The 22790-nt window shown below is 36.4% G+C and carries 18 protein-coding genes; 11 read left to right on the top strand and 7 right to left on the bottom strand.

Annotated features, from left to right (window positions below; all coding sequences use genetic code 11):
• The first annotated feature begins 9 nt into the window (after positions 1 to 9).
• The 5 genes from O4O04_RS19380 to O4O04_RS19360 are packed head-to-tail and all read left to right on the top strand — an operon-like array spanning position 10 to position 6108.
• Entirely contained in the window at positions 10 to 681 is a 672-nt protein-coding gene (locus tag O4O04_RS19380; protein ID WP_272536151.1) for a rhomboid family intramembrane serine protease, read from the top strand.
• A complete protein-coding gene (locus tag O4O04_RS19375; protein ID WP_272533564.1) occupies positions 678 to 2087 on the top strand; it encodes an MDR/zinc-dependent alcohol dehydrogenase-like family protein in 1410 nt (469 codons plus the stop codon). Before O4O04_RS19380 ends, O4O04_RS19375 begins: the two co-directional genes overlap by 4 nt.
• Positions 2080 to 4548, top strand: a complete 2469-nt coding sequence (locus O4O04_RS19370) for a hypothetical protein (protein WP_272533563.1) — start codon at positions 2080 to 2082, stop codon at positions 4546 to 4548. Before O4O04_RS19375 ends, O4O04_RS19370 begins: the two co-directional genes overlap by 8 nt.
• On the top strand, positions 4545 to 4967 hold the full coding sequence (locus O4O04_RS19365) for an NUDIX hydrolase (protein ID WP_272533562.1): 423 nt from the start codon (positions 4545 to 4547) through the stop codon (positions 4965 to 4967). The genes O4O04_RS19370 and O4O04_RS19365 overlap by 4 nt, the downstream gene beginning before the upstream one ends.
• Positions 4960 to 6108: a carbon-nitrogen hydrolase family protein gene (locus O4O04_RS19360; protein WP_272533561.1), complete on the top strand. Its 1149-nt coding sequence runs from the start codon at positions 4960 to 4962 to the stop codon at positions 6106 to 6108. The genes O4O04_RS19365 and O4O04_RS19360 overlap by 8 nt, the downstream gene beginning before the upstream one ends.
• 307 nt (positions 6109 to 6415) lie before the next feature.
• Here O4O04_RS19360 and O4O04_RS19355 read toward each other — a convergent pair whose 3' ends face one another.
• The gene (locus tag O4O04_RS19355) at positions 6416 to 7549 is read right to left on the bottom strand and encodes a hypothetical protein (protein WP_272533560.1); all 1134 of its coding nucleotides are present in this window, start codon (positions 7547 to 7549) and stop codon (positions 6416 to 6418) included.
• A complete protein-coding gene (locus O4O04_RS19350; RefSeq protein WP_272533559.1) occupies positions 7536 to 8234 on the bottom strand; it encodes a hypothetical protein in 699 nt (232 codons plus the stop codon). The genes O4O04_RS19355 and O4O04_RS19350 overlap by 14 nt, the downstream gene beginning before the upstream one ends.
• Positions 8235 to 8265: 31 nt before the next feature.
• Between O4O04_RS19350 and prfA the strand changes: the two genes are divergently transcribed.
• Complete coding sequence (prfA, locus tag O4O04_RS19345) at positions 8266 to 9324, top strand: peptide chain release factor 1 (protein WP_272533557.1); 1059 nt, start codon at positions 8266 to 8268, stop codon at positions 9322 to 9324.
• A 40-nt stretch (positions 9325 to 9364) separates the two neighbouring features.
• Here prfA and O4O04_RS19340 read toward each other — a convergent pair whose 3' ends face one another.
• Both O4O04_RS19340 and O4O04_RS19335 read right to left on the bottom strand, forming a co-directional pair.
• Positions 9365 to 10282, bottom strand: a complete 918-nt coding sequence (locus tag O4O04_RS19340; protein WP_272533556.1) for an alpha/beta fold hydrolase — start codon at positions 10280 to 10282, stop codon at positions 9365 to 9367.
• A gap of 45 nt (positions 10283 to 10327) precedes the next feature.
• On the bottom strand, positions 10328 to 11215 hold the full coding sequence (locus tag O4O04_RS19335; RefSeq protein ID WP_272533555.1) for a metal-dependent hydrolase: 888 nt from the start codon (positions 11213 to 11215) through the stop codon (positions 10328 to 10330).
• 115 nt (positions 11216 to 11330) lie between these two features.
• Between O4O04_RS19335 and O4O04_RS19330 the strand changes: the two genes are divergently transcribed.
• A complete protein-coding gene (locus O4O04_RS19330) occupies positions 11331 to 12254 on the top strand; it encodes a diacylglycerol/lipid kinase family protein (RefSeq protein WP_272533552.1) in 924 nt (307 codons plus the stop codon).
• Between the two features lie 6 nt (positions 12255 to 12260).
• On the opposite strand, the gene pepN is transcribed toward O4O04_RS19330, so the two are convergent.
• Both pepN and O4O04_RS19320 read right to left on the bottom strand, forming a co-directional pair.
• Positions 12261 to 14915 (bottom strand): aminopeptidase N, encoded by a 2655-nt coding sequence (gene pepN / locus O4O04_RS19325; protein WP_272533550.1) that lies wholly within the window; start codon positions 14913 to 14915, stop codon positions 12261 to 12263.
• A 27-nt stretch (positions 14916 to 14942) separates the two neighbouring features.
• Complete coding sequence (locus O4O04_RS19320) at positions 14943 to 16283, bottom strand: peptidoglycan recognition protein family protein (RefSeq protein WP_272533548.1); 1341 nt, start codon at positions 16281 to 16283, stop codon at positions 14943 to 14945.
• A gap of 39 nt (positions 16284 to 16322) precedes the next feature.
• On the opposite strand from O4O04_RS19320, the gene O4O04_RS19315 reads away from it, so the two are divergent.
• From O4O04_RS19315 to O4O04_RS19305, 3 genes are read left to right on the top strand one after another with little or no spacing between them, the layout of a single operon-like run.
• Complete coding sequence (locus tag O4O04_RS19315) at positions 16323 to 16820, top strand: hypothetical protein (protein WP_272533546.1); 498 nt, start codon at positions 16323 to 16325, stop codon at positions 16818 to 16820.
• Positions 16821 to 16848: 28 nt separating this feature from the next.
• Positions 16849 to 18453: a GMC family oxidoreductase N-terminal domain-containing protein gene (locus tag O4O04_RS19310; RefSeq protein ID WP_272536150.1), complete on the top strand. Its 1605-nt coding sequence runs from the start codon at positions 16849 to 16851 to the stop codon at positions 18451 to 18453.
• A gap of 31 nt (positions 18454 to 18484) precedes the next feature.
• Positions 18485 to 20008, top strand: a complete 1524-nt coding sequence (locus O4O04_RS19305; protein WP_272533544.1) for a tetratricopeptide repeat protein — start codon at positions 18485 to 18487, stop codon at positions 20006 to 20008.
• Here O4O04_RS19305 and O4O04_RS19300 read toward each other — a convergent pair.
• Positions 20005 to 21237 carry a hypothetical protein gene (locus tag O4O04_RS19300; RefSeq protein ID WP_272533542.1) on the bottom strand — a complete coding sequence of 411 codons (1233 nt, stop codon included), beginning with the start codon at positions 21235 to 21237 and terminating at the stop codon, positions 20005 to 20007. The genes O4O04_RS19305 and O4O04_RS19300 overlap by 4 nt on opposite strands.
• 131 nt (positions 21238 to 21368) lie before the next feature.
• On the opposite strand from O4O04_RS19300, the gene O4O04_RS19295 reads away from it, so the two are divergent.
• Positions 21369 to 22787 carry a porin gene (locus tag O4O04_RS19295; RefSeq protein WP_272533540.1) on the top strand — a complete coding sequence of 473 codons (1419 nt, stop codon included), beginning with the start codon at positions 21369 to 21371 and terminating at the stop codon, positions 22785 to 22787.
• The last annotated feature ends 3 nt before the right edge of the window (positions 22788 to 22790 follow it).

The following is a 22790-nucleotide window of genomic DNA, read 5'->3' as shown; positions in this document are numbered from 1 at the left end:
GATCCTATTATTATGAGCAAAGTTTTCTGGGAATTCCCACTTACGGCATCACTCGTTGTTTTTCTTTTTGTTTTTTTCTTTGCAGCGATTTTTTTTATACCAGATAGTTTCGTTGCAAATTATTTTCTCTCCTATCCAAGAGAATGGAATCCAATCAATTGGTTTCTTTCTAGTTTGATGCATGGGAATTTTAGCCATCTCATTTCTAATCTTATGTATTTATTTATTCTTGGAAGAGCTGTCGAATACAAAGTTGGACCAAGTAAATGGATACTTTTTTATGGAATGGCTTTGATCGTATCAGCATTGTTAGATTCGATTGTTCGAGGAATTTTTATGGGAGATAATACACCTGTCCTTGGTGCAAGCGGTGCCATCTCTGGTTTAGCTGCTGTCGCTGCATTACTTTCTCCTTTTACTTTGAGAATGGGTGGAGTGACATTTCCGTTTCCCATGTTTCTTATAGCTTGGGGTTCTGTTTATACGGATATAACAAATGTTTTTGAGAAAGATCAGATTGCTCACTGGGCACATCTTGGTGGTTTTTTCTCTGTTATAATCACTGCCTATTTTCTTGAAGAAAAAGACCGAAAAAAATTGAAGAATGGGTTTATACTAAATCTTGTTTTTTTTACACTGACAGTAATACTTTTTTATTTCATTGAGGCAAGATACCAATGAAGAATATTCAATTCAAAGCGCTAGATTATACATCTGATGACAAATTTCAAACTGCCAATTATGAATACAATGGCGATGAAGAGACTGGCTGGACTATTCTTAGAAATGGTGAGAACTATTTAAATCTGGGGCCAGGCTATAAGTTATTGAAGACAAGATCTTGTGGAGTTTGCTCAACCGATCTGGATAGAAGGTTTTTGCCTTTTCCTTTGCCCCAAGTAATAGGCCATGAAGTAATTGCAGAAGATTTAGAAACTAAGCAAAGTTATGTGGTTGAAATCAATGACAGTTATGAGGCACGTGGAGATTTGTTGACAGATGCCTTCGTTCAAGCAGGTATCCCAACTCATTCACCTGAACGAAAAGTTCTAGGAATTGATCGTTTACCTGGTGGTTTCGGTTCTTACATTTTAGCGCCGAAGAACGCTGCCATTCCGTATAAGGGTCTGCCAGATCGAACAGCGGTACTTGGACCTCGCCGATTGGGAAGCCTTGTCATTTCTGCCCTCCAAGCGTATCGACTCAGCTCAGGGAAAAACTTTCGTATTATAGCTCTGGCACGCAGACAGAAATTACTCGATCTTGCGGTCAAGCTTGGTGCCGACGAAGGAATATTGATTGCAGATCCAAGTATTGTAAAAACTTTAGAAGGTCGCTTCGCAATAGTATATGATACAACAAGCACAGTAGATGGATTCCATTCTGCTATTCAATTGGCAAAAAGAGAAGTGCACCTCAAGACAACGAATGGGCAGTCGATGGAGGGCATTCGACATTTGACAGAGTTGGTTGTGGATGAGCTTTCGATTCTTCCCTTGAGTAAAGAGAATCTTCAATTTCACTGGGAGAAAGAAGTTAGACAAAATACAAAAATTTTCATTGCTCCCTCTTTGTCAGATGACTTTAAAAATACCAACTCAGAATTGAGTGCAATCCTCAAAGATTTTCGATTACAGAATCCAATGGTTAAGATCGATTCAGGTGATTGGTCTTGGGCAATAAATAATTTACAAGGCGTTCAATTTGAAGGAAGATTACCTCGTTATGATATTGTGATCATTGGTTCATTGGATGAGATTGATATGGCGATTCGCCCGCAGGAAGGTAAAGAAGAATCCCTTGTGCGTCCACGCGGAGCAATTTTGGTTCATACGAAAGAATCTGGAAAATCTACAGAAGACACACCCGTTCCCATGATGGAATTTTTTGCAAAAGGCAAAGGGATACGTTCATCAAGATGCGGTGATTTTCATTTGGCATTGAAACTACTTGAAGAAAATCCATCTGTTGCTAAGTCCATGGCTGAAAATATGGTCTCGCATGAGTATCCAGCGAGTGAGCTGGAATTGGCATTCGAGACTGCTAAAAGTCCCGACGCTATAAAAGTTATGGTGAAGCATGGATAAGTTCAAAAACGGGGATCAAATAAAAACTTCTCTCGGTCCATCGCTAACAAAAGAAGCCGATGACTTGATGAGCATTGATCTCTCCAAATTACAGATTTTCTGGGGATTGTCAATTCTCTCGAGAACTTTGGGCGATGAAATAGTACAAAGGATTCAGTCCTATCCTGGTGATATTTCCTTTCTACACAAAATCAATCCGAATATAAATAGTGAACTTCTTGAGATGCATATTGGATATATCCAAATTCATGCAAGGGCAGGAGTCTTAAAAGATATTCTCCTTTTTCGTGATGAGTTCCAAGATCACTTACGATGTGTTTTCGGAACCTTCCAAAGGCAAGTATGGGCCAAAATTATCCATCCAGAATTTTATGGTGAAGATCCAAAGTTCAGTCCGAGCAAGGCTTTGGTTTTTCCATTTCATCATACTAGTCCAAATGAAAATGTCGATTATCAATTTATTCTTGAACGGGTTCAAAATCAAGTTGAACCGGGTGAGTTTTTATTTCGATTAACGATTGAGAATTTCGATCGAGCCAATCTAGATCTAAAGTCATTGCCTCACGTGGTTGTTGAGGATCTTAAATCTAGGATCTATATTGCTGGCAGTACGAAAATTTCCGAATCAATTCATAGCAGCGTGATTGGTGGATGCCAGAAGGGCGAGTCCGACTATTCAGAAGAAAATAGAAGATTCAATCGAGTATTTGAACAGATCCAGAAAACGGCATTGGGCTCGCTTACTCAGATCAATTTCTTCTGGGAACAAGATTTTGCGAGATTTCTACTAACTTCAGATCCTCTAGTATCTCTGCCAATCTTCAAGAAATTATTTCTAATGCTTGAAGACCAAGAAGTGACTCGCTGTATTAAAGAAGGATACACAATTAAAGTGGATCTTGGATCAGCAATTGTTTACCTTGATCTTTCTCGCTTAGATAGAGTTTTGAATTATTCTTTTAACCGAAGAAGAAAAGCGCAAACCTTAGGATATTATCTTTCTCGAATGCCTGAGTTAGAGGATGTAGCTGACCGAAAAGAACACAAACTTAATCTTAGTGGATTACGAGTCTACTTAATTCATCACATAACATCTGAGATATTGGCTTTGATTGAAGCTTTTAGAAGATTGGATGCAAAGTCTATCACAGTGAGTTTTGTTAAGTATGGTGGTAATATTCCATCAGTATATTTAGATACTTTGCTCGATTTACCTACCGATAGTTTTTATATGTCTGGGCTTGAGTTAAAGGTGAGTCAAGACCGTAAGATATATTATTCGCTATCACCTCTCTATAGCGATATGAGTGATATGCGAGATGTTCGGGATTTTATGGATCGTGAACAGCTTGATTTTTTTGCTGCAATGAAATTGCTTTCAACAAATCGATTTCTCAAATTGTGCCTAGATGCTCAGCAAGATGGTGATAGAGTTATTCTTATAGAAGACGGTGGATATGTGTCCCCTATTACAAATCAGTATGCTCTGGAAGGTATGACCTTAGAAGAGGTATGTTCCGAATATTTTGTTAAGGTTCCAACTAATATCAAAGGTTCAATAAAGTTTTCGGAATTTCTAGACTCAGTATTGATTGGCTCAATCGAGCATACTCGTAATGGTTATGAGAGATTGCTTACTGTTGTTAAGGAAAAAAGTAAACTGTATCTTCCTGCCTATTCAATTGCTATCTCCAATCAAAAGGTTAAAGAAGAATCTAAAGAAGTTGCGCACTCAATTCTGAAGGCCATGGAAGATGTGTTACACGGTCAGGGCAAGATTCTATCGAGAAGAAAATTTCTAATCCTGGGATCAAGTGGAAATATTGGAACCTTTTTATGTAAATACCTGCGTGGTGGTAGGATGCATGATCAAAATGATCATCTTATTGAAATCGATATAAAGACTGACAGTCCATCTCAGTGGAAATACAATAATATAAGTCAAGTCCCAGAAGAAGTTTTGTTTGAGACGGATTTTATTTTGGGTGTTGTGGGTGAGTCAATTCTTGATTCAAATTTTTGGGAAAAATTTCTTATAAATTGTAAATCCAAAAATATTTATCTTGCGTCTGGTTCAACCAAGACAGTGGAATTCGCTCAATTGACATCTTGGTTAAACGAATTTTTATTAGGACGAAAAAATTCGATTCTTGGTTATGATGTAGAAGTAGAAGCAACAAGAATCATAGATCCGCAATCGCAAATGGATCAAGGTGGAATTATTATTTTGCAATTCAAGAAGGATGGATTGAGATTTGAAAAGAAATTATTTCTGCTCTCAGATCTTAGCCCAGTGAACTTTCTTTACTACGGTGCACCGACAGAAATTATGGACTCCATCATAACGCAGCTTCTCAAAGTATCATTGGGACTTGTTGATCAATATCGAAACAACAATCGTCCAAAGCCGAATCTCTATGCTGTGGATCATGAGATTGATGTATGGGGTAATCAATTGTGAGCGATCATGGCTTTTTTCAAATTACACAAAAGTTGTTTCTCCGTAGAGGAGACGAGCTACTCGTTTTGAGAGATAAAAAATCTGGTTATGGAGATTTGCCGGGCGGCAGAATGACAGAAAAAGAATTTTTTGAAGATTGGATTGATAGCCTAGATCGGGAGATGGCAGAAGAGATGGGATCTGGTTTTCTATACTCAACCAATCCAGAACCAATATTTATCCATAAACACAAAGTAACCGAAGGCAATCATCCGTGCATTATTATTGGTTATGAAGGGAAATATATTTCTGGTGAAGTAGAAATGTCAGATGAACATGACTATATGGAATGGGTAAATGTGAAAACATACGATCCTTCAACACTTTTTGAAGATTATATGTTAGATGCTGTAAGGAAATACTTAAAAGAATATGCATAATTTATATTTTCCTTGGATTAGAATAATTATTTTTTTTGGAATCATATCTGGAATTATTTATTCAGCAAGATTTTTCGAGGAACCAGATTTTGAACTTAGGGAAGCTGATTTTGCCGAGCTAGTTGATTTCCATAAAGAACATGTTGAGATAGAATACAAAGTGAACGGAACCAATCGTAAGTTTGGGAATTTATTGGCGAGTCAGCCATTTTTTCATCCATTGGATTTCTATTCCGAAGAAAATTATTATAAGAGCTTAGAACCTATGCTGATTAGGGCAAAAGAGGAAAAGATTCTAGATAGTAAATCATTGATGATTTTTCCAGAGCATGTAGGTTCAGGATTGGTTTTGGTAGGAGAAAAAAGGCCAGCCTATTTCTCTAGCAATGTCAAGGATGCAGTTCGATTTCTAAAAACCTCCAGAAAACTAGAAATTGCGGAAATTGTAGGAAAATGTGACCCGACTAAATGCAAAGAAATAGATAAAGAAATCGGCGCAATCCTTAGGTTAAAAAAAGATTTGATTGCGGAGATTTATAACAACACATTCTCAAAGTTAGCTGATGATTATTCTGTAAGTATTATTGCCGGATCAATCATGCTTCCTTCACCTTCCATTGTGAAAGGCGTGCTTGTCGCGGGAGATGGTGCGATTGAAAATGTGTCGGTCGTTTATCTTCCAAATGGAAAAGCATCCACTCTTATCAAGAAAGTTCACTTGAACGAATGGGAAAAGACAATTGCAGTTCCAGGAGATCTCAATCAAGATTTTGTAGTTTCGGTTCCTGCTTGGAAGGTTGCAGTTTTGATAGGGAATGATTCTTTTTATGAGTCTTTATATAAGAAATTTTATTCAACAAAGATTGATGGAATTGTATCTCCGGCATCAGGCTTAGGAAATATTTTTCATGGTTTAGCGGATTCTCAAGTGGATGGTCTTCAGGATCAGGATGTTTGGATCCGATATTCAATAGGAAAGTTCATACAACAATCTAGAGGCAAAGAAGCAGTTCAGGTTTTCTGGAAAGGCGTAGGTTGGGATTTGGATCCAAAAGGTTTAACCTACACAAATAGAGAATTTGATTCGATTTCTGTAGCTGAAGATAAACCTGGACCAAAGCTTTTGAATCTGTATTTTTAAAAAAATTGGCAAAATCAAGTTGACAAATCTTGAAAGAGAGAACGGAATAAGACGCATGGGAAAAACCAAGAACGAAAAGAAAAACGAATTTTTTTATTCGTTGTCCACTCTACACACAAAAATTGGAAGAATGCCCGAGCTCTAGCAATATTTTGATGAAATCAGATTTGGATAATTTAGTTAAGAAATGTTTGTCTGATAAATACAGCGCCTGTAAGGTTTTTGAAGAGCAAAAAGAAAAATCCCAAGCAGCTTAATTTTCTAGAACCTACTAATTCATTAAGAATTGGTAGGTGATAAATGGTCTCTATTGATTTGATTGCTTTTTTACTTGTTTATAGAGTTCCAAAACTTTCCAATCTTCTTCTGAATAAGCCATGTTGGCTAAAACCAATTCACCTATTTTATTTTCATAGATAATATGATCCCGTCCTACGCCCCAGGCTCTTTCACAGAGCAAAGGAAATTCTTTTCTAGGGAGCATTGGTCCCCAGCTAAAAATAGTATTGTTATAGAACGAAAGAAAATCATTCTTTGTAGTCAATTTCCAAGGCTCAACCTCTCTTAGAGTAATGGAAAATCCAGTGTTGATTTTCGGTTTGCCAGGATTTGTATAATCAACTTCTCTCAGTAGCCAATTTCCAATTTTTCCACCAATCATAAACACGGACTTTCCATGCGCATAGAATGCTTTTGGGCTAACTATTTCTTTTGTTAAAAGTTCTAATGTCTCCGATTTGGTATTGAAAAAATATACATTATATGATCCAGCAACACCTGTAACCAACAAGAAATGCTGATTGATTGGAATTAAAGAAAATTTATTTCTAAGTTTTGGATAAGGGGGAATAATTTTCGCTGAATCAATAATTTTGATAGGTTTCTTGGGATTAGAAGTTTTTTCTTTATACAAATTCTCATCTATAAAATAGTAAATGGTTTTACCATCTGGTGCTATTCCGCCTGAATTCCTGCATGCAATATGAGCTCCTGATTCATATAGCATTTCTTCATCTAACATCGATATAGCTAACATTCTGCAACCTTTTGTATTTTTGAGTCTAAATGAAACTAAAGAATATTCAGCATTACTCGCTATTCGAAATTCATAAGGAGCTTCGGGTAATTTCTGAGTTTTTACAAGAGGATTGGGAATATCTCGAAATATTAATTTACTATCTTCCGACCAGACAATTCTGTTTCTATCTTGCGACATTCTTAAATGTCGCTCCCTTCTTGGTTTGGTTATCGAAATTACTTCATCTGAATCACGCTTGGATTCTAATTTATCTTGAATTATCTGTAGAGCCTTATCATATTTCTGTAGGTTAACAAAATCATTTACCTCCTCCAGAAATGTTTCATGCTTGGATCGGCATGATATTATGAATATTAGAATAAAACAAATTACTTGAGACTGATATAATCTAGTCTTTGTCAAATCGAAGCTCCTTAGTTTCTTTATCTTTAGGAAGGGAAATGTTATTATCATAATCGAGAGTTTCAGATTCTGGAAGTATAACAATGTCTTTAGAAAAAATGTCGATAGCGTTTTTACCAACAGCTTTTGTATCAAAAAAAGCAAAAGATCCAGTTATTGCAGCACCCGCAAATGGCACCCATCTTGTAAGATTTTTTCTAAGGACTCTTTTAGAAATGTCCATACCTAGTTTTTGCAGAATCGATTGAAAAGCTCGAACGGTAGTTGGCCGAATTAAGATTCTTACGCCAGTCTCTTCAATAAATTTTCTAAAAAGGTGAGCTCCACCATGTTTAAAGAGACAGAAAAGTAGGAGTTCTCGAGTGAGTTGCGCTTCTTTTTGGTAAATTGCCGCTATATCTTTTACTAAGTAGCTTTGAAGTCTAAAAATCATAACCAATTCTGGAACTAACGTAAGAAAACCAAAAGCACCTCCAGGTAACGAGCAAGTTGCACTGATTGTTCCCGCTTTCCAAGCCGCATTCTTGATGATTTCTTCTGTCAATTCTTCTGGCGGACGATCTGAACCAGAATATGGGCTCTGATAATCTTCGATTCCAGACACTAGCTCTACCATTTTTTGGAGAAAATCATCCAATCCATTTGCTGAGGCTTTCATTTTAATTGTGGTTTTTTGATTTTGCAAAATCGGCTACCTTTCTAGACTTTCATTATACATGATAGAGAGACTCAAAAAAATACAAGAAAAATACCTCCGTTTGGATTCAGAGCTTAGTACGGCGAGTGACCCAAATAAACTAAAGGAATTATACAAAGAAAGATCTCGCCTAACGCCAGTTTATAATAAAACAATCGAATTTCTAAAGATTTCCTCAGACATCGAGGATGCTAAAAATCTTCTGCCTAATGAAAAAGATGAAGATATGCATGAAATGTTAAAATCTGAAATTAGAGATGGAGAAAATCGTCTCGATGAGCTAGCAAAAGAACTAGAGATCATGCTACTTCCTCCTGATCCTAATTCTGGAAAAAATATTCTAATTGAAATACGAGCTGGGACGGGCGGGGAAGAGTCGGGTCTGTTCTGTGCGGATCTTTTTCGCATGTATTCTCGTTATGCGGACAAAGTTGGAATTCGTGCAGATTTAATTGATTCTAGTCCAACAGGAATTGGCGGATTTAAAGAAATCGTTTTTGCACTTGAAGATGAACGAGCTTACGACCTTTTTAAGTTCGAAGCAGGAACACATCGAGTTCAGAGAATTCCAGCAACGGAATCAGGAGGAAGGATTCATACATCAGCTGTCACTGTTGCCGTTCTACCTGAGGCAGAGGAGAAAGAAGTAGATATTAAAGATTCCGATATTCGAGTGGATGTGTTTCGTTCTTCTGGATCTGGAGGTCAGCACGTCAATACAACTGACTCTGCAGTTCGATTGACTCATATTCCTACTGGAATCGTTGTTAGTTGCCAGGACGAGAAGTCTCAAATAAAAAACCGCGACAAGGCAATGCGAATTCTTCGTGCAAGAATTATTGATCAGCAGATTGAAGAGGCTAAAACTACTAGTGACGCCATAAAAAAACAAATGATTGGATCGGGTGATAGATCAGAGAGAATTAGAACTTATAATTTTCCTCAAGGTCGATGCACAGATCATAGGATTGGATTTACGAGCCATAATCTGAGTTCCATAATGGAAGGGGATATGGATGAGTTGATTGAAGCTCTATTGGAAGAAGATCGTGCGAAGAGACTTGCCGCAACAAAATAGTTAGTTGGTAAAATTTGAAAAATGCAGAAAAATAGTAATCTCAAATTTCTGCATTTTCAACATTCTTACAAAAACTATCAATGAGTTTTGCAACTTCTTCTGGTTTCTCCCTATGAACCCAATGGTTAGCATCCAGAAAATTCTTTCGAAAATGAAGTGCATGTTCAGATAAATTTTCATAGATTTCTGGCGTTATTGCAAAATCGTTAATGGGAACAATTGCTTGGCAAGGAGTCTCAATTTTATTGGGGATACCAATTTGTTCCCCTTGAATGAGCTCACGAAACATTTGAATTGGTCCAATACAAGATCTTAGAATCTCTTTAGTTCCATAATCCCACATTGGATCGGACTTAGGAACTCCACCCGCTTGAAGCAAAGCATGCCAGAATCCGAGCGATCCAAAAGTTAAACCTAGTTCTGGTAGGATTGGAAACTGAAAGAACAAAACGTACCATGACATGGTTCCTTGCTTGAAGAAGCGCGAGATCTCATCGGTATTCCATGACCAGATTCCTCTTTTCGCATAGGATTCCATTTGTTTTCTTGCAAGTGCTGGATGTGGACCAGCTATTCCCGTAAATGAAGAAATATAACCTGATGAAATTGGATCAGATGCAAAACACCAACCTATCAGTGAACCCCAATCATGTCCAACTAGATGAACGTTCTTTTCTCCTTTGGGATCTAAGAATCGAATAGCAGTTTCAATATCTTTATAAATCCTTCGAATATTAAAGGCGCTTCTCTCTGTTGGACGAGAAGATTCACCTGCTCCTCTCAGATCGATTGCTGCGACTTGGTATTTCTTCGCGAGTTGATTCATGAGAACATCCCAAGTTTTGTGCGTGTCTGGATATCCGTGAAGAAAAAGTAAAATTCTATCTTTCTCTGGGGCTGAATATTTTAGATAAATATTTAAATCTGTTTCTGGATGAAGGAAAGTGTTCTTATACATGTTAATATAATTAAATTATAAAATATAAATGTTTGGATATGGTAGTTAACTTATATTTTCTCGAGTAGAATTTATTGAATTGGCTGCATTTTTATTCAATATTGGTTCAAATTTCATTGAAAGAATAATTTTATCAACAAGATGGTGAGTCTTGGATTGAGCTGGATGGAATTCAGGTTTGAAATAATCGATAAATCTAGAAAATAATTTCATAGAAATTTTATCTCTCACAAATAAAAAATCTTTACCTTCTTTGAAAATTCTCTGCCAATTCCTAGGATCTTCTTGTAACAGAAGATGAAGATTCGCAGAGCCCATTGCAGTCATAATCAATATATAGGCAATAATCATTCCTTGCAATCTTAAAAAGTAACTATCATTAACTTCCTGCAAGACATCATAGGCAACATTTTTATGTTCTAGCTCTTCTGCTAGATGCCATTCAAAAATTTCTTTCATGTTCGGATCAGAATTTTTAAATAGATCCTCCTCAATAGAAATTTCAGCAAAAATTGTATTAAAATGTTCGATGCCGGCTATAATTGAGAGATTGAGTTCATCGGGTATAATGGATTGCCATGTTCTCAGAATAAAAAATTCGTAAACCTTAACAAAATTTGAAATAACAAATCCTTGGGATTCTAGCAATTCCCATATATTTTCGTGCTGACCTTTATGCTGTATTTCTTGTCCGATAAAGGATTGAATATCTCGGTTCAATCGAGGATTGCGGATCACGGGGAGAAATTTCTTGATAGTATTTACAAAATAGTTTTCTGTATTTGGAAAAATTATAGAAAGCGCATTGCCAATATGAGTTTTAAATATATTTCCATCGAGCCAATGGATAGGTATCGATTCATTCAGCTTGGTCAAAGGCTTACGAATCGTAATCTTCTCATGAATTGGATTTTTATCATTCGGATAAATCATCTTGGTACATTAGTATTCTTCTACCTTGCCTTTTTGAAAAACGTTTTTTTACCACATCTGACAAATTTATGAAAAATACTTTACAATGTTCGAAGGATAACTTTAATTCCTTCTTATGGCAAAAAAGGTTCACTTCTTAGTTAATCCCAATTCTGGTGGCGGCGATGTTGGTAGAAATTGGGAAGAAATTTCCAAAAGAATCCAGAAGAAAATTGGCAAATTTGAATTTACTTTTACTGGTTCGAAAGGTCATGCCTCAACTTTAGCACAAGAAAAGATTCGTGAGAAAACGGACATACTAGTTATAATTGGCGGCGATGGAACTGTATCCGAAGTAGTTGATGGAGTGATTAAGTCTAAGAACAATTCTGTCTCATTAGTAGTTTTGAACCTTGGAACAGGCGGAGACTTCTCGAAAACTCTTGGAGTTGCTGGAGATCTAGAGATAGCTTTAGAAAAAATACAGAATGGTAAAATCCAAAAAGTTGATGTTGGAAAAGTATCCTATAAAAAAGAAATAAATTTACCATTGGAAATAAGATATTTCATAAATATAACTGGCTGTGGAATGGCTGGTGCTGTTGTTAGAACTGTCAATAAATCTTCCAAGCGTTTTGGTGGCTTTAGTTATTATCTAGGTGGGCTTGCGAACCTAATAACATATCAAAATAAAGCCATCCGTTATAAGCTTGATGATTCAGAATGGGTTTCCACTAAGATTACAACTTTAGCTGTCTGTAATGGACAATATTTTGGTGGAGGAATGAGAATATCTCCCAAGTCGGAATTGAATGACGGCTATTTTGATGTGGTATTATTGCAAGATTGGAATTTATTTCAGAAAGCGTATTACTCTAAAAATTTATACAATGGAACGATTCTCTCATCAGCTCAAGTGGAATCCTATCGTTGCAAGAAAATTGAAATCGAGCCAATTGATCCACAAGATTACGTATATATTGATTCTGACGGGGAAGATATTGGAATCATTCCGATGAAAGTGGAAGTTCTCCCATCGGCTGTTCAATTTCTAATTTGAGAATCGTTAGTTAATTGAATTTCTAACTTTTAAACAATCTTCCTCGGTTTCCAAAACTTGTTTTAGATTCTTGAGAACTGGAGCCGAAAGTCTTTGGTTATTGTTGATAAACTTCTTTAGAATATGCTTATTTTCCTCGGTACAAAACTGTGGAGCCAAAGTAGAAGAATAAGATTCTAAATAATTCTCATCTCCAAAAACCTTCTTTTCTTTTATGTTTTGGTAGAAGAAATCAACAAATGGAATTTGTAAATTTTTCTGATGAATCGGAAATATATAATACATAATAGTTCGCAAAGTCGATGCTGAATACCCTTCATCATTTTTGGTGAGAATCGCCATCCATTTGCCTTTCGTCACTGGGTCAGGGTGAGCCGCTTCACAAGCGAGAGCTGAATCAAGTCCGATTCGAGACTTATCGCGAATCTTTTCTGCTTCAAGTAATTTTTTGACAGAATGATCATCATGATTGAAAGAACACAATTTTTTTAGAATAGACCAACGCAAATCTTGGTCAATCGTCAAGCCTGGAATATTTTCTTTAGAAATAAGAATTTTGTGACCGCGATCAAAGAATGTTTTTGTATTTCCCACTGATAAATAATTTCTAAACCACAATCTTTTTCGATCTGAATTAGCACTTGCTTTAAGAGTTTCTTCCCAAGTAAATTTCTCCAATTCTTCAAGGGCTTCACTTCTCTCAGGATCACGCTGAAGATATTGAAGGGAATGATAAGAAATAAAATGATTCGAAGTAATATGTCCTAGGTTAGATTCGAGCACAATATCATTGTCTTCTTCGGGTAGAATGCTCATTGCAATATCTTTATAAGCGCTGATGCTCAGTCTTCCATCCAAAACTTCATCATATAGAGATCGCCAGAGCATAAGTGAAGTGAGTGTATCTGGTGAATCCTTTAATAGGATTCTAAGGATTCTATGATTTTTTTCTTCAAGTATTTCCTTAGGAAATACAGTTCTTACAAAATCATAATCCTTGTAATTTAGAATTACAAAATCAGGACATTTAGTTTTTTCATTTCTGTCAAAACTGTGAACTGTATTTTCATCTGAATATTCCAGTCCGATTGTCTTATAAATTTTTGCATTTTCTTCTTCTATATCAACTAAAGCTATCATCATGCGGTGATCGCGAAGATATCGAGTGTTGGTTTTGAAATCTTGATTGAGTGCAATGGAATCAATTAAACCTCCAGAACACTTAAGTTCATATGCAACTCGATTGAAGCCTTCCTTTTCTAACCAATCACCAGACCATTTTTTTAAATCTTTCTTCGATACTGATTCAATGGATTTAAGAAAATCCACCAATTCAGCATTCTTGTAAGAAAATTCTTTCAGATAGTTGGATACTCCAACTCTAAAATTTTCTTCTCCAACAAAGTAGACAAGTTGTTTTAGAACTGAGGCACCTTTCCCATAAGTTATCCCATCAAAATTGGTGAAAGCTTCTTCCGTGTTCAGTACATTTCCTTGAATCGGATGAGTTGTTGAAGATCGGTCCGATGCATAAGCCCAAGTTTTCATTCCTGTAAAAAATGTTTCCCATGACTCTGTAAATTCAGTTGCATCATATTGTGCTTTGGCTGCCATATATGTCGCAAAACTCTCGTTCAACCATAATCCATCCCACCACTTCATTGTGACTAAATTTCCAAACCACATATGTGCCATTTCATGCAGGATTACACTTACTGTTTTCTCGCGAGATTGTCTTGTTGATTTGCCACGACTCAAGAATCTCTCAGAAAATGTTACAGCACCGACATTCTCCATAGCACCGAAATTGAATTCGGGAACTATAATCTGATCATATTTACTAAATGGATATTTTATATCAAAATACTTTTCAAAAAAAGCTAATCCCTGTTTGGTTGCCTTGAACCATAACTTATGATCAACATACTGAGCCATCGACTTTCTTGCTAATAATCGAAGAGGAATATTATTATAAGAATCCTTCCACTCTGAGTATGGTCCAGCATGAAGTGAGAAAATATAAGTTGAGAATCGACGAGTTTCGGGAAAGTAAGTTTTGGTTTTCGCTCCAAGACTTTCTGACTTTTCGGGAAGAGTTGCCGAAATCACTTTCCATTTCGTTGGAGCGATTACGTCTAGTTTATAAGTCGCCTTCAAATCTGGTTGATCGAAGCAAGGGAACATATGGTTTGCATGGTTCGTTTCAAATTGACTATAAAGGTATGTCTCATTGTCAACCGGGTCTACAAAAGTATGAAGTCCATTTCCAGATCTACTGTAAGGATGAGTGAAATGTATTTCAATTCGATTTGCATCTGGATTCAGGAAGTTTGAAGATATGATTAGAAAACCTTTTTCGTAAGGTATTTGATCAATATTCTTCTCGTTAACAATTAGTTTTGAAATTTTACCTTCATAGAAATCAACTCGAAGTGGTTTATGTGTATCTTTGATATCGAATAAAATCTCAGTAACACCAGAGAATTCTTTACCTGCATCGATTTCTAAGAAAATGTTGTAGCGTACATTCTGTACTTGATCATACCTTTCTTGAGCTGCTCTTTGAGTCAGAACATCTGGCTCAACAGTATCGTTTGATTGTAAGAATCCGCAGGATGTAATTAACAATCCTAGAATGAGAAAGGAACACTTCTTGGTCATAGTGTTTAGACGCTTTTTATATAGAAACTACGGTTGAAATTTACGATCCAATATTACCCAGTTGTTACCTTGACGATCATACCAATCCTTTTCTGGGAAGTACGTGCCACCTGCTTTTTCGATCACAAGTTTCATATAAGATTCTCCAGGATCAAAATCTTGAGCCATGAGAAAAATTGATCCACCGAATTTCTTTTTAGCTTGAGTATGAGAATACACTCCTTTGAATTCTTCAATCCGATGATTTGTTATTGGAAAAGAAAACTTGTTAGAAATCTCCTGAACTAAGGCAACAACTTTCTCTGATTGTGCTTCGTTTGCCATTAATTCTTCGGTATTGAGGCCAACGATTTCTATTTGAATGCACTTTTCATTTGTTCCATAAGCTGTTGAAGGAAGTTCATACAAACTATCCAATATCTGATACGCTTTCCCATCCGTATCAACCATAATTGTAGCATTGAGACCTCGTGCTTCAAGGATTCCTAAGGTTTTATTGTATTCTGTTGTAGCAGTATAATGCAAAACCAAACAAGTCGGACGAATTGTACCTTTGTAAGCGTATCTCACTCTCTTTTCTTCTAAAGCGAGACCATTCGAAGTTTGCTCTAGATTTTTAAGCTCAACTTTAGGAAGTTCAGATAAACCTCTACCTTTGTCTGGAGTAAATTTCTTTTTGATTAAGTTCAGATTCTCTTTTCGCAGAACCCACTTGGATTCAAATCTATCCAGCCATTGATCTTCAGGATAGTATTTGCCATTCAGTTTTTTTAGAATGGTTGCTAATAAATTCTCATCCCCATACTCTTTTAAATTTATGAATCCTCCGAATCTTTTTTTGGATTGGTTGTGTGTGAAGATTCCCTCTTTAGAAGAAATGTCGTGATTTGTTGTTTTAATTCCATAAACTTCAACCAGTCGTTCAATTGTTTGGATTGTTTTTTCCAATTGAATTTTGTTTTGAATTATTCTATCAGCAAAACCTTCAATTCCTATATGGATTGTGACTGGATCCATTCCAGGGCTTGCTGGTAATTCTATTGCTCCAGGGTAAGGTTCTCCATAAACGATTCCGTTTTTGTCAATAAGAAGTTGAATTGCCCATTGGTTATCCCAAGAAGATCGAATATATTCCTGAGCTGATAGGTCTTTGCTTGTGTGTATCATTATGGCTGATACTTCACGATCCCATCGCCTAATGGGTGTCGGTCCAATGTATTCTGAGTTCAATAAATTAATGAACGGTTTTGGATAATCGGATTCGATTCCTTTCCAAACTTCACGAGTAGGAATCAAAATACTACAATTAATTGTATAGAGAATTACAATGGATTGAAAGATGTGGAGGAAGTTTTTTTTGCTAGACAATTAAATTTTCCCAATGATAGTTACCCAAAGGTTTTACCAATGTTTGAAGCAGAAATCTCAAGAAGCAAGTTTTTAAAATATTTAATGCAAATATCGACCATTTCATTTTTCGCAATCAAAACAACTGGATGCGGAACTGACAGGCCAACTCCAAGGTTAAAGGGTCTCTCCGAAGTTGACTATCAAAGTTTTCGATCTTTGCAAGAAGTTATACTTGATGGCAATCCAATCGAAGATTACGATCTTGGACTATCACTAGATAACTACTTATATGGGCATCCAACTCCAACTGAGAACGAAGATGTTGTATTGTTTCTTGCTGGAATTCCTTCATCCATACTGATTGCCATTGCTCTAGATTTTTCCCTTACTCCGCTTGCTAACTTGGACAAAGAAGCAATGGACAAGAGATTGCAAAGCTGGAAGCATTCCACTCTCGTAATGAAAAGAGGAATATATAGTATACTAAGGCAATTTTCCTTTTTTCTACTTACCAGTGACAAAAGATTCCAAGAATATATGGGATATAGATCTTAATTTTGAATTTATAATTTTTAAAGGAATCATCATGGGAATACCTGGCATTAACAAAAATATTATCACTCCGAAGAAGCATGCAGAAGTCATCAAAGATCAGAATATAAAAAAAAATCTTTGGAAAATGAAAACGGATGTGGTTGTGATTGGATCCGGAGCGGGAGGAGCAGTTGCTGCAGCAGAATTAGCTAAGCAAGGTTTAAAAGTTGTATTGATTGAAGAAGGATCTTATTTTACGCCAGCTCAATTTACGGGAGATGAATTCATTGCCCAAGCAAGACTTTATAGAGATGCAGGGTTTATAGTATCGGAAGATCAGACTATTAGTATTGTCCAAGGAAGAACATTGGGTGGTTCTACGACTGTAAATTGGCAGACTTCATTGTATCCTCCAGACTATGTAACCAATGAATGGTCTAAGAGGTTTGGATGGACTGGATATGGATTGGACGAGATGCAAGGAATTGTGCAAGAGGTACATGATAGATTAGGTGTACATATTGTACCAGACAACCTAATCAATGCTAACAATAGCGTATTGTGGAGAGGTGGGAAGAAATTAGGTTATAATCCCGAAGTTTTAAAGAATAATAATAAAGGTTGTATTGGACTAGGTAGATGTGGACTTGGATGTCCTATCAATGCAAAACAGTCGACATTTCTTACTTGGATACCTGATGCCCTCGAACACGGGGCAACTGTCATTCCAAATATGCGTGCGATCAAAATCAGTGATGGAAAAATGAAGACTGTATATGCGGAATTTTCACCAGATGCATATGAAAAAGCACCCAATGAAATAATTGAGAAAATGGAAATTACTGCACCGATTGTGATTGTGTCTGCAGGTGCGATTGAAGGACCCGCATTATTGCAGAGGTCTTCTCTGGGCAATGATTGGGTTGGACGCAATTTGAAAGTCCATCCAACTTCCACAATTTTTGCAAGATTCAATTCAGAGATCAAAATGTATTCTGGACCACCGCAATCAGTTGTAATCAAAGACGGTCACAATCAAGAAGGAACGGGGTATGGTTATTGGCTTGAGGTCGCTCCTTTTCGTCCGACACTGACAGCTTCCTTAGTTCCATTTTACGGAAAAAAACAATTTGAAGTTTTGAAAAATTATCCCGAATACAACGCAGGAATTGTTTTAGTTCGTGATGGTGCCGATGGGGAAGCCAATGCAAGTGTTAAGTGGAGTTTTGGTAAGAGAAAAGTATACTTTGAGCTGACTCCAACTGATGGCAGAAATATGTTGCGTGGTCTCAAAGCCCTTGCTGAGATCAGTGTTGCTGCTGGTGCAAATGAATTGGTGTTGCCATTCCCGAGAATCACGGAACCTATGAGAGTTGATTCATCTACCAATTTCGATTGGATTCTGAATGAGAGTTTTGCTCCTGGACATCTAGCTGTTGGATCGGCGCATCCTCATGGCTCAATACAAGCATCATCCAATTCTGAGACTGGGGCTGTAGCTCCAAATTTAGAACTCTATGGTCATGAAAATATTTTCGTTATGGATGCATCTGTTTATCCAACCGGTCTTTCTGTGAATCCTCAGATTACAACTATGAGTGTTGCTATGAGGGCTGCTCGACAATTAGCATCTGAGAAAGAAAAAAGGATTTAATCTAGCACTGCATTTCGTCAAAATAGTTATAATGAAGAAATTATTCTTACCCACTCTTGTATTAGGAGTGGGGCTCTTGATTGTAACACAGACATCTGCACAGAGCTCAATTGATCCTCCAGAATTAAAAGAAGCTAAGAAAGCTTACTCTCAAAAGAGCTATACACAAGCTTTAAAATTGTTCCAGGCTTATGCTGATAAGAATCCGAATGATGGATCTCCATATTTGTATATGGGTTATATTCACGAGTCAAAAAAAGATTTCCCAAAATCTATTCAAATGTTTCGCAAAGCAGTCGAAGGCAATCTTTCCAAAAGTCAAAAGAGCACTTCGCTTCTTAAGCTTGCACTTTATTATAATTATTACCAAGAATGGGATCAAGCTGCTGTTTACAGTTCAAGATATCTAAAGGTCAATCCAAACAATAAAGAAGTTCAGAAGATCTATGAACGAGCAGACGCTAATCGCGGAAGAACGCCTACTCGTGTCTCATCCAATAACAATTATATCTCGACTGCACCTAGCAATGATCCTCCACCTGTAAAAAAAACCAAAACAGAGTATGAGGCCATTTTAAAACAAACTCCTAGTGATGAAGAAGCTAGATGGGAATTGTCATTAATTTATTTCAATGAAAAAGATTTTGTTCGAGCAGAATCAATTATGAAACCACTGGTTGCTTCATTTCCTAAAAAACCAAGCTATTCTTATAAATTAGGAGTTACTAATATTCGTTTAGGAAAATTCAATGAAGCGCTCGAACTTTTTAATCTTTCGAAGAAGCATGTTGATCGGGAAGATAAACAGTTTCTATATTACCTTTACTTAAATGAAGGTATGGCTTCTCATAAATTAGATCGCTACGCTGAGGCTGAAGCTGCTTATTTGAATTCTTATAAGATGAATGGTAAGTCTTCTCCATTGATCGCGTTGACGAAGCTGTATTATGATATGTCCAAATATGAATCCTGTATTACATCTGCCGATAGAGTTCTAAAAACCATGCCGAATCAATTAGAAACTATGATGTATAAATCTTTGTGTAAATTTGATTCCACTGCAAAGGATGCAGGATCGTTGTATGCTTTTGAGACAGAGCTTCGCAAAAAATATCCTAAATCGGAAAATATTCCAGATACCTACTATCCTGCGATGATTAAGCTTGCTCGTGACTATACCAATCAAGAGAAATACAAACAAGCTGAAGACTATTTTAAAGTTCTTGAGTCTAGTTATTCACAAGACAGAGAGTATCTCTTCTATCGCGGGAAAGCTCTCTATTATACTGGCAATCCAAAAAAAGCCATTCAAATGTTGAGTCTGGTCGAAAATTCTTCAGCTGCTATGTATTTAACTGCAAAAAGCTATGCTATGTTAAATGATCGTCTGAAAACACAAGAATTACTGAAAAAGGCTGGTGATCTTAAGGATATTTACTGGGGACTAGCAAATGAAGAAGATGATTTTATCGAGATGAGAAAAATCCCTGAGTTTATAGAATTCTTAAATAAGAAAGGTGCAGATAGCGAGAAAACTCCTGCATCAAGTAATTAGAATGAGCTGACTCCTGAAAGATCTCGTGCAATATTCAGCCAGAAATCTTTGAAGAAGTCTTCAACTGATCCCTTCTGATTCTTATTATCTTTATTTGAATCCGAATTGAATAGCGAAAATTTCTTTTGATAGGATTCGGATTGGGAACTCATAATAAAAGATGAATTGGAGCCTTTTCCTTTGAAAGTTGCTACAAAGCGATTCCCGGATTTTCCATCACTACCTTGAGTCAAAAGGGTTAGTCCTCGACGGAAGTATTCCTCTATGTTTCCGGGTATGAACAAATCGACTATACCTGGCGGAATGATATAAAAAAATCTTCCTTGGATTTCTGGATCAGGCGTATTTATAAATTTTCCACTTAAAGTTTCTAATATTCCATTATTCGAATAGTTTAGTTGGTATTTCAACTGCTTAACTTGAAATTTGACACCAAAGCTTTCCAATGAAAAATCGACAGTAATATGAATTTGCTTGGGATTAAGCCAGTCCTTAGAGTTTTGTCTTGGAAGCTGTACAAATAATTCTCTTTCTCTGTTGAAAATTTGAATCTGAGCAGATTGCTTATGATCAGGAATTGCAAATGCATTAAATTTGATCTGATCCATACGTGGCGCAAAAGTTTCGTAGAAAGATGGATAATTAATTTTCGTATCATTGGTGATTCGATAAGAAAGAATTCTCCCTTGTTTCGTTTCTTGCACCAAGCATTTGAAGGATTTGCATAGCCAATCTTGAGTTGTACTTGGATGAGGTTCTTTATCAATTAATTTGGCAATTGATAAGAAAGTTAAAGATGGCTTGGAATCACCTAATGATGAATATTGTTTGCGAGAAATATAATAGATATCATCTTTATCCCATTTTCTTTTCGTAAAACTTGTTTTCGAATGGAACTTAGCTTTTTTATTGATTTCAGAATCTTTGCTTACTTTCCATTTCAAAGGAGTCGATGAATTCTCTACTGCATTGATAACCAGGTAAAGGCTTTCATCATCAGATTTATATAGTAAATTTTCATTTTTTGGATTCAAATTTCCAAATAGGATCGCTCGCATGTCCGTGTCTTTAAATTCGGAACGAATCGCCTCATTTAAAGATACGAAATTTGTCCAATATCGACTACCATCGGGATATACCGATAGACAGTTTAAATTGAATGTTACAAGGCAAATGACTAATAATTTAGATTGAATTTTTGCAAATAGAATCATCGAATTTTTATTCATTGAGTATTTAGACTGTAATGAATCTAAGAAAATAATTTTACATCCGATTTCGATTTCTTGTTTTGTAAACTCTTCTGGAAATTATGACAAAAAGATTACAATTTACTTTCACAAGATCTTTCTACTAGAACATGAATATTAAGTCAATTTCACAAACTTATTCTAGAAGTATCCTGATACTTACTTTAAAACTATCTCTCTTTTTACATCCATGTTTACTATTTGCTGAGGATAAAATCTCTTCGGATCCTTTAATAAAAAATGATAATCCTACCAATAGCAAAGATAATGATTTAGAAAATCAGGATAAGTCGAATCAGAAAAGTAGTTCTGAAGAAGCCAATGATTCCAAGAAGCCCGAAGAAAATTTAAAAAATGTTTCAGAATCCAAGAAGGCAGAGAACAGTTTGTACGCAGCTCATTGGTTTACTTCAAGGATGGGTGAGGGCTTCACAATTACCAGTGATGATGCCGAGTCACTAATCAATATTCGAATCCGTGCTCAGTTGCGAGCTTCGCAAACCGTTGTTCCAGAAGACCGTTCGAAAGACAGTACTACATTCCAAGCGCGAAGACTTAGGTTGATGGCGCGCGGTAAATTGCGTGGAGATGAATGGCATTACTATGTCCAGTTTGGTTTTTCAAATTTAGATAACGAACCTGACAGACCTGTTCCCTTACGAGATTCAGTGATTCTTTACAACGGATTTAAATCTGTCAAAATTTCTGTTGGACAAATGAAAGTTCCGTTTAACAGACAACGTGTGAACTCCTCATCTGCTTTGCAAATGGTTGATCGCTCTATTGTGAACGGAGAACTGACTTTAGATCGTGACGCTGGGATTCAAATTTTCACAAATGATCTATTTGGTCTATGGGATAAAGTTGGAATCAATGTGGGAGTTTTTGGTGGTGATGGAAGGAATCGGACTACTGGCGGAAATGGAGTATTGACAGTTGCAAAAATATCCTATTTCCCTTTTGGAAATTTTTTGCAGAACAAACTTGCTGGTGTTGATGATGAACTATTGTCTGAGGGAGATTTCAAAAGACACAAAACTCCTAAGTTAGCAATTAGCTTTGGTGCTGGTCAAAACAATCAAACAAGGCGAGATCGATCTACATTTGGAAATGTCTATGAGTTTGCTAGATTCGATTATACTCATGGACTTGCAGAGTTATTAGTGAAATGGATGGGCTTTTCTTTCTCAACAGAATTTATTTCAAGAAAAGCAAATCTTCCTTATCAAGAAAGAGAGATCAATGGTGTGATTCGTAGAGAATATTCTCGATCTGCTTACGGATATTTTTTCCAGATGGGTTATTTGTTTGAGAACAATTGGGAGGTATCGACAAGATGGGGTCAGTACACACCTTGGGGAGAGACCAATCCGCAACTACAATATTCTCGTGAGGCAGGAGTTGGACTTTCATATTATTTTTCCAAGCACAACTTGAAATGGCAAATGGATTATTTTAAGTTAGATGGTGATCCAACTCTAGTAGTAGGATCACATGAAATACGGACTCAACTCCAATTGTTTTATTGATCA

Source organism: Leptospira sp. GIMC2001 (assembly GCF_028462125.1).
Taxonomy (GTDB): Bacteria; Spirochaetota; Leptospiria; order Leptospirales; family Leptospiraceae.
This window is presented reverse-complemented; position numbering and strand designations above follow the sequence as displayed.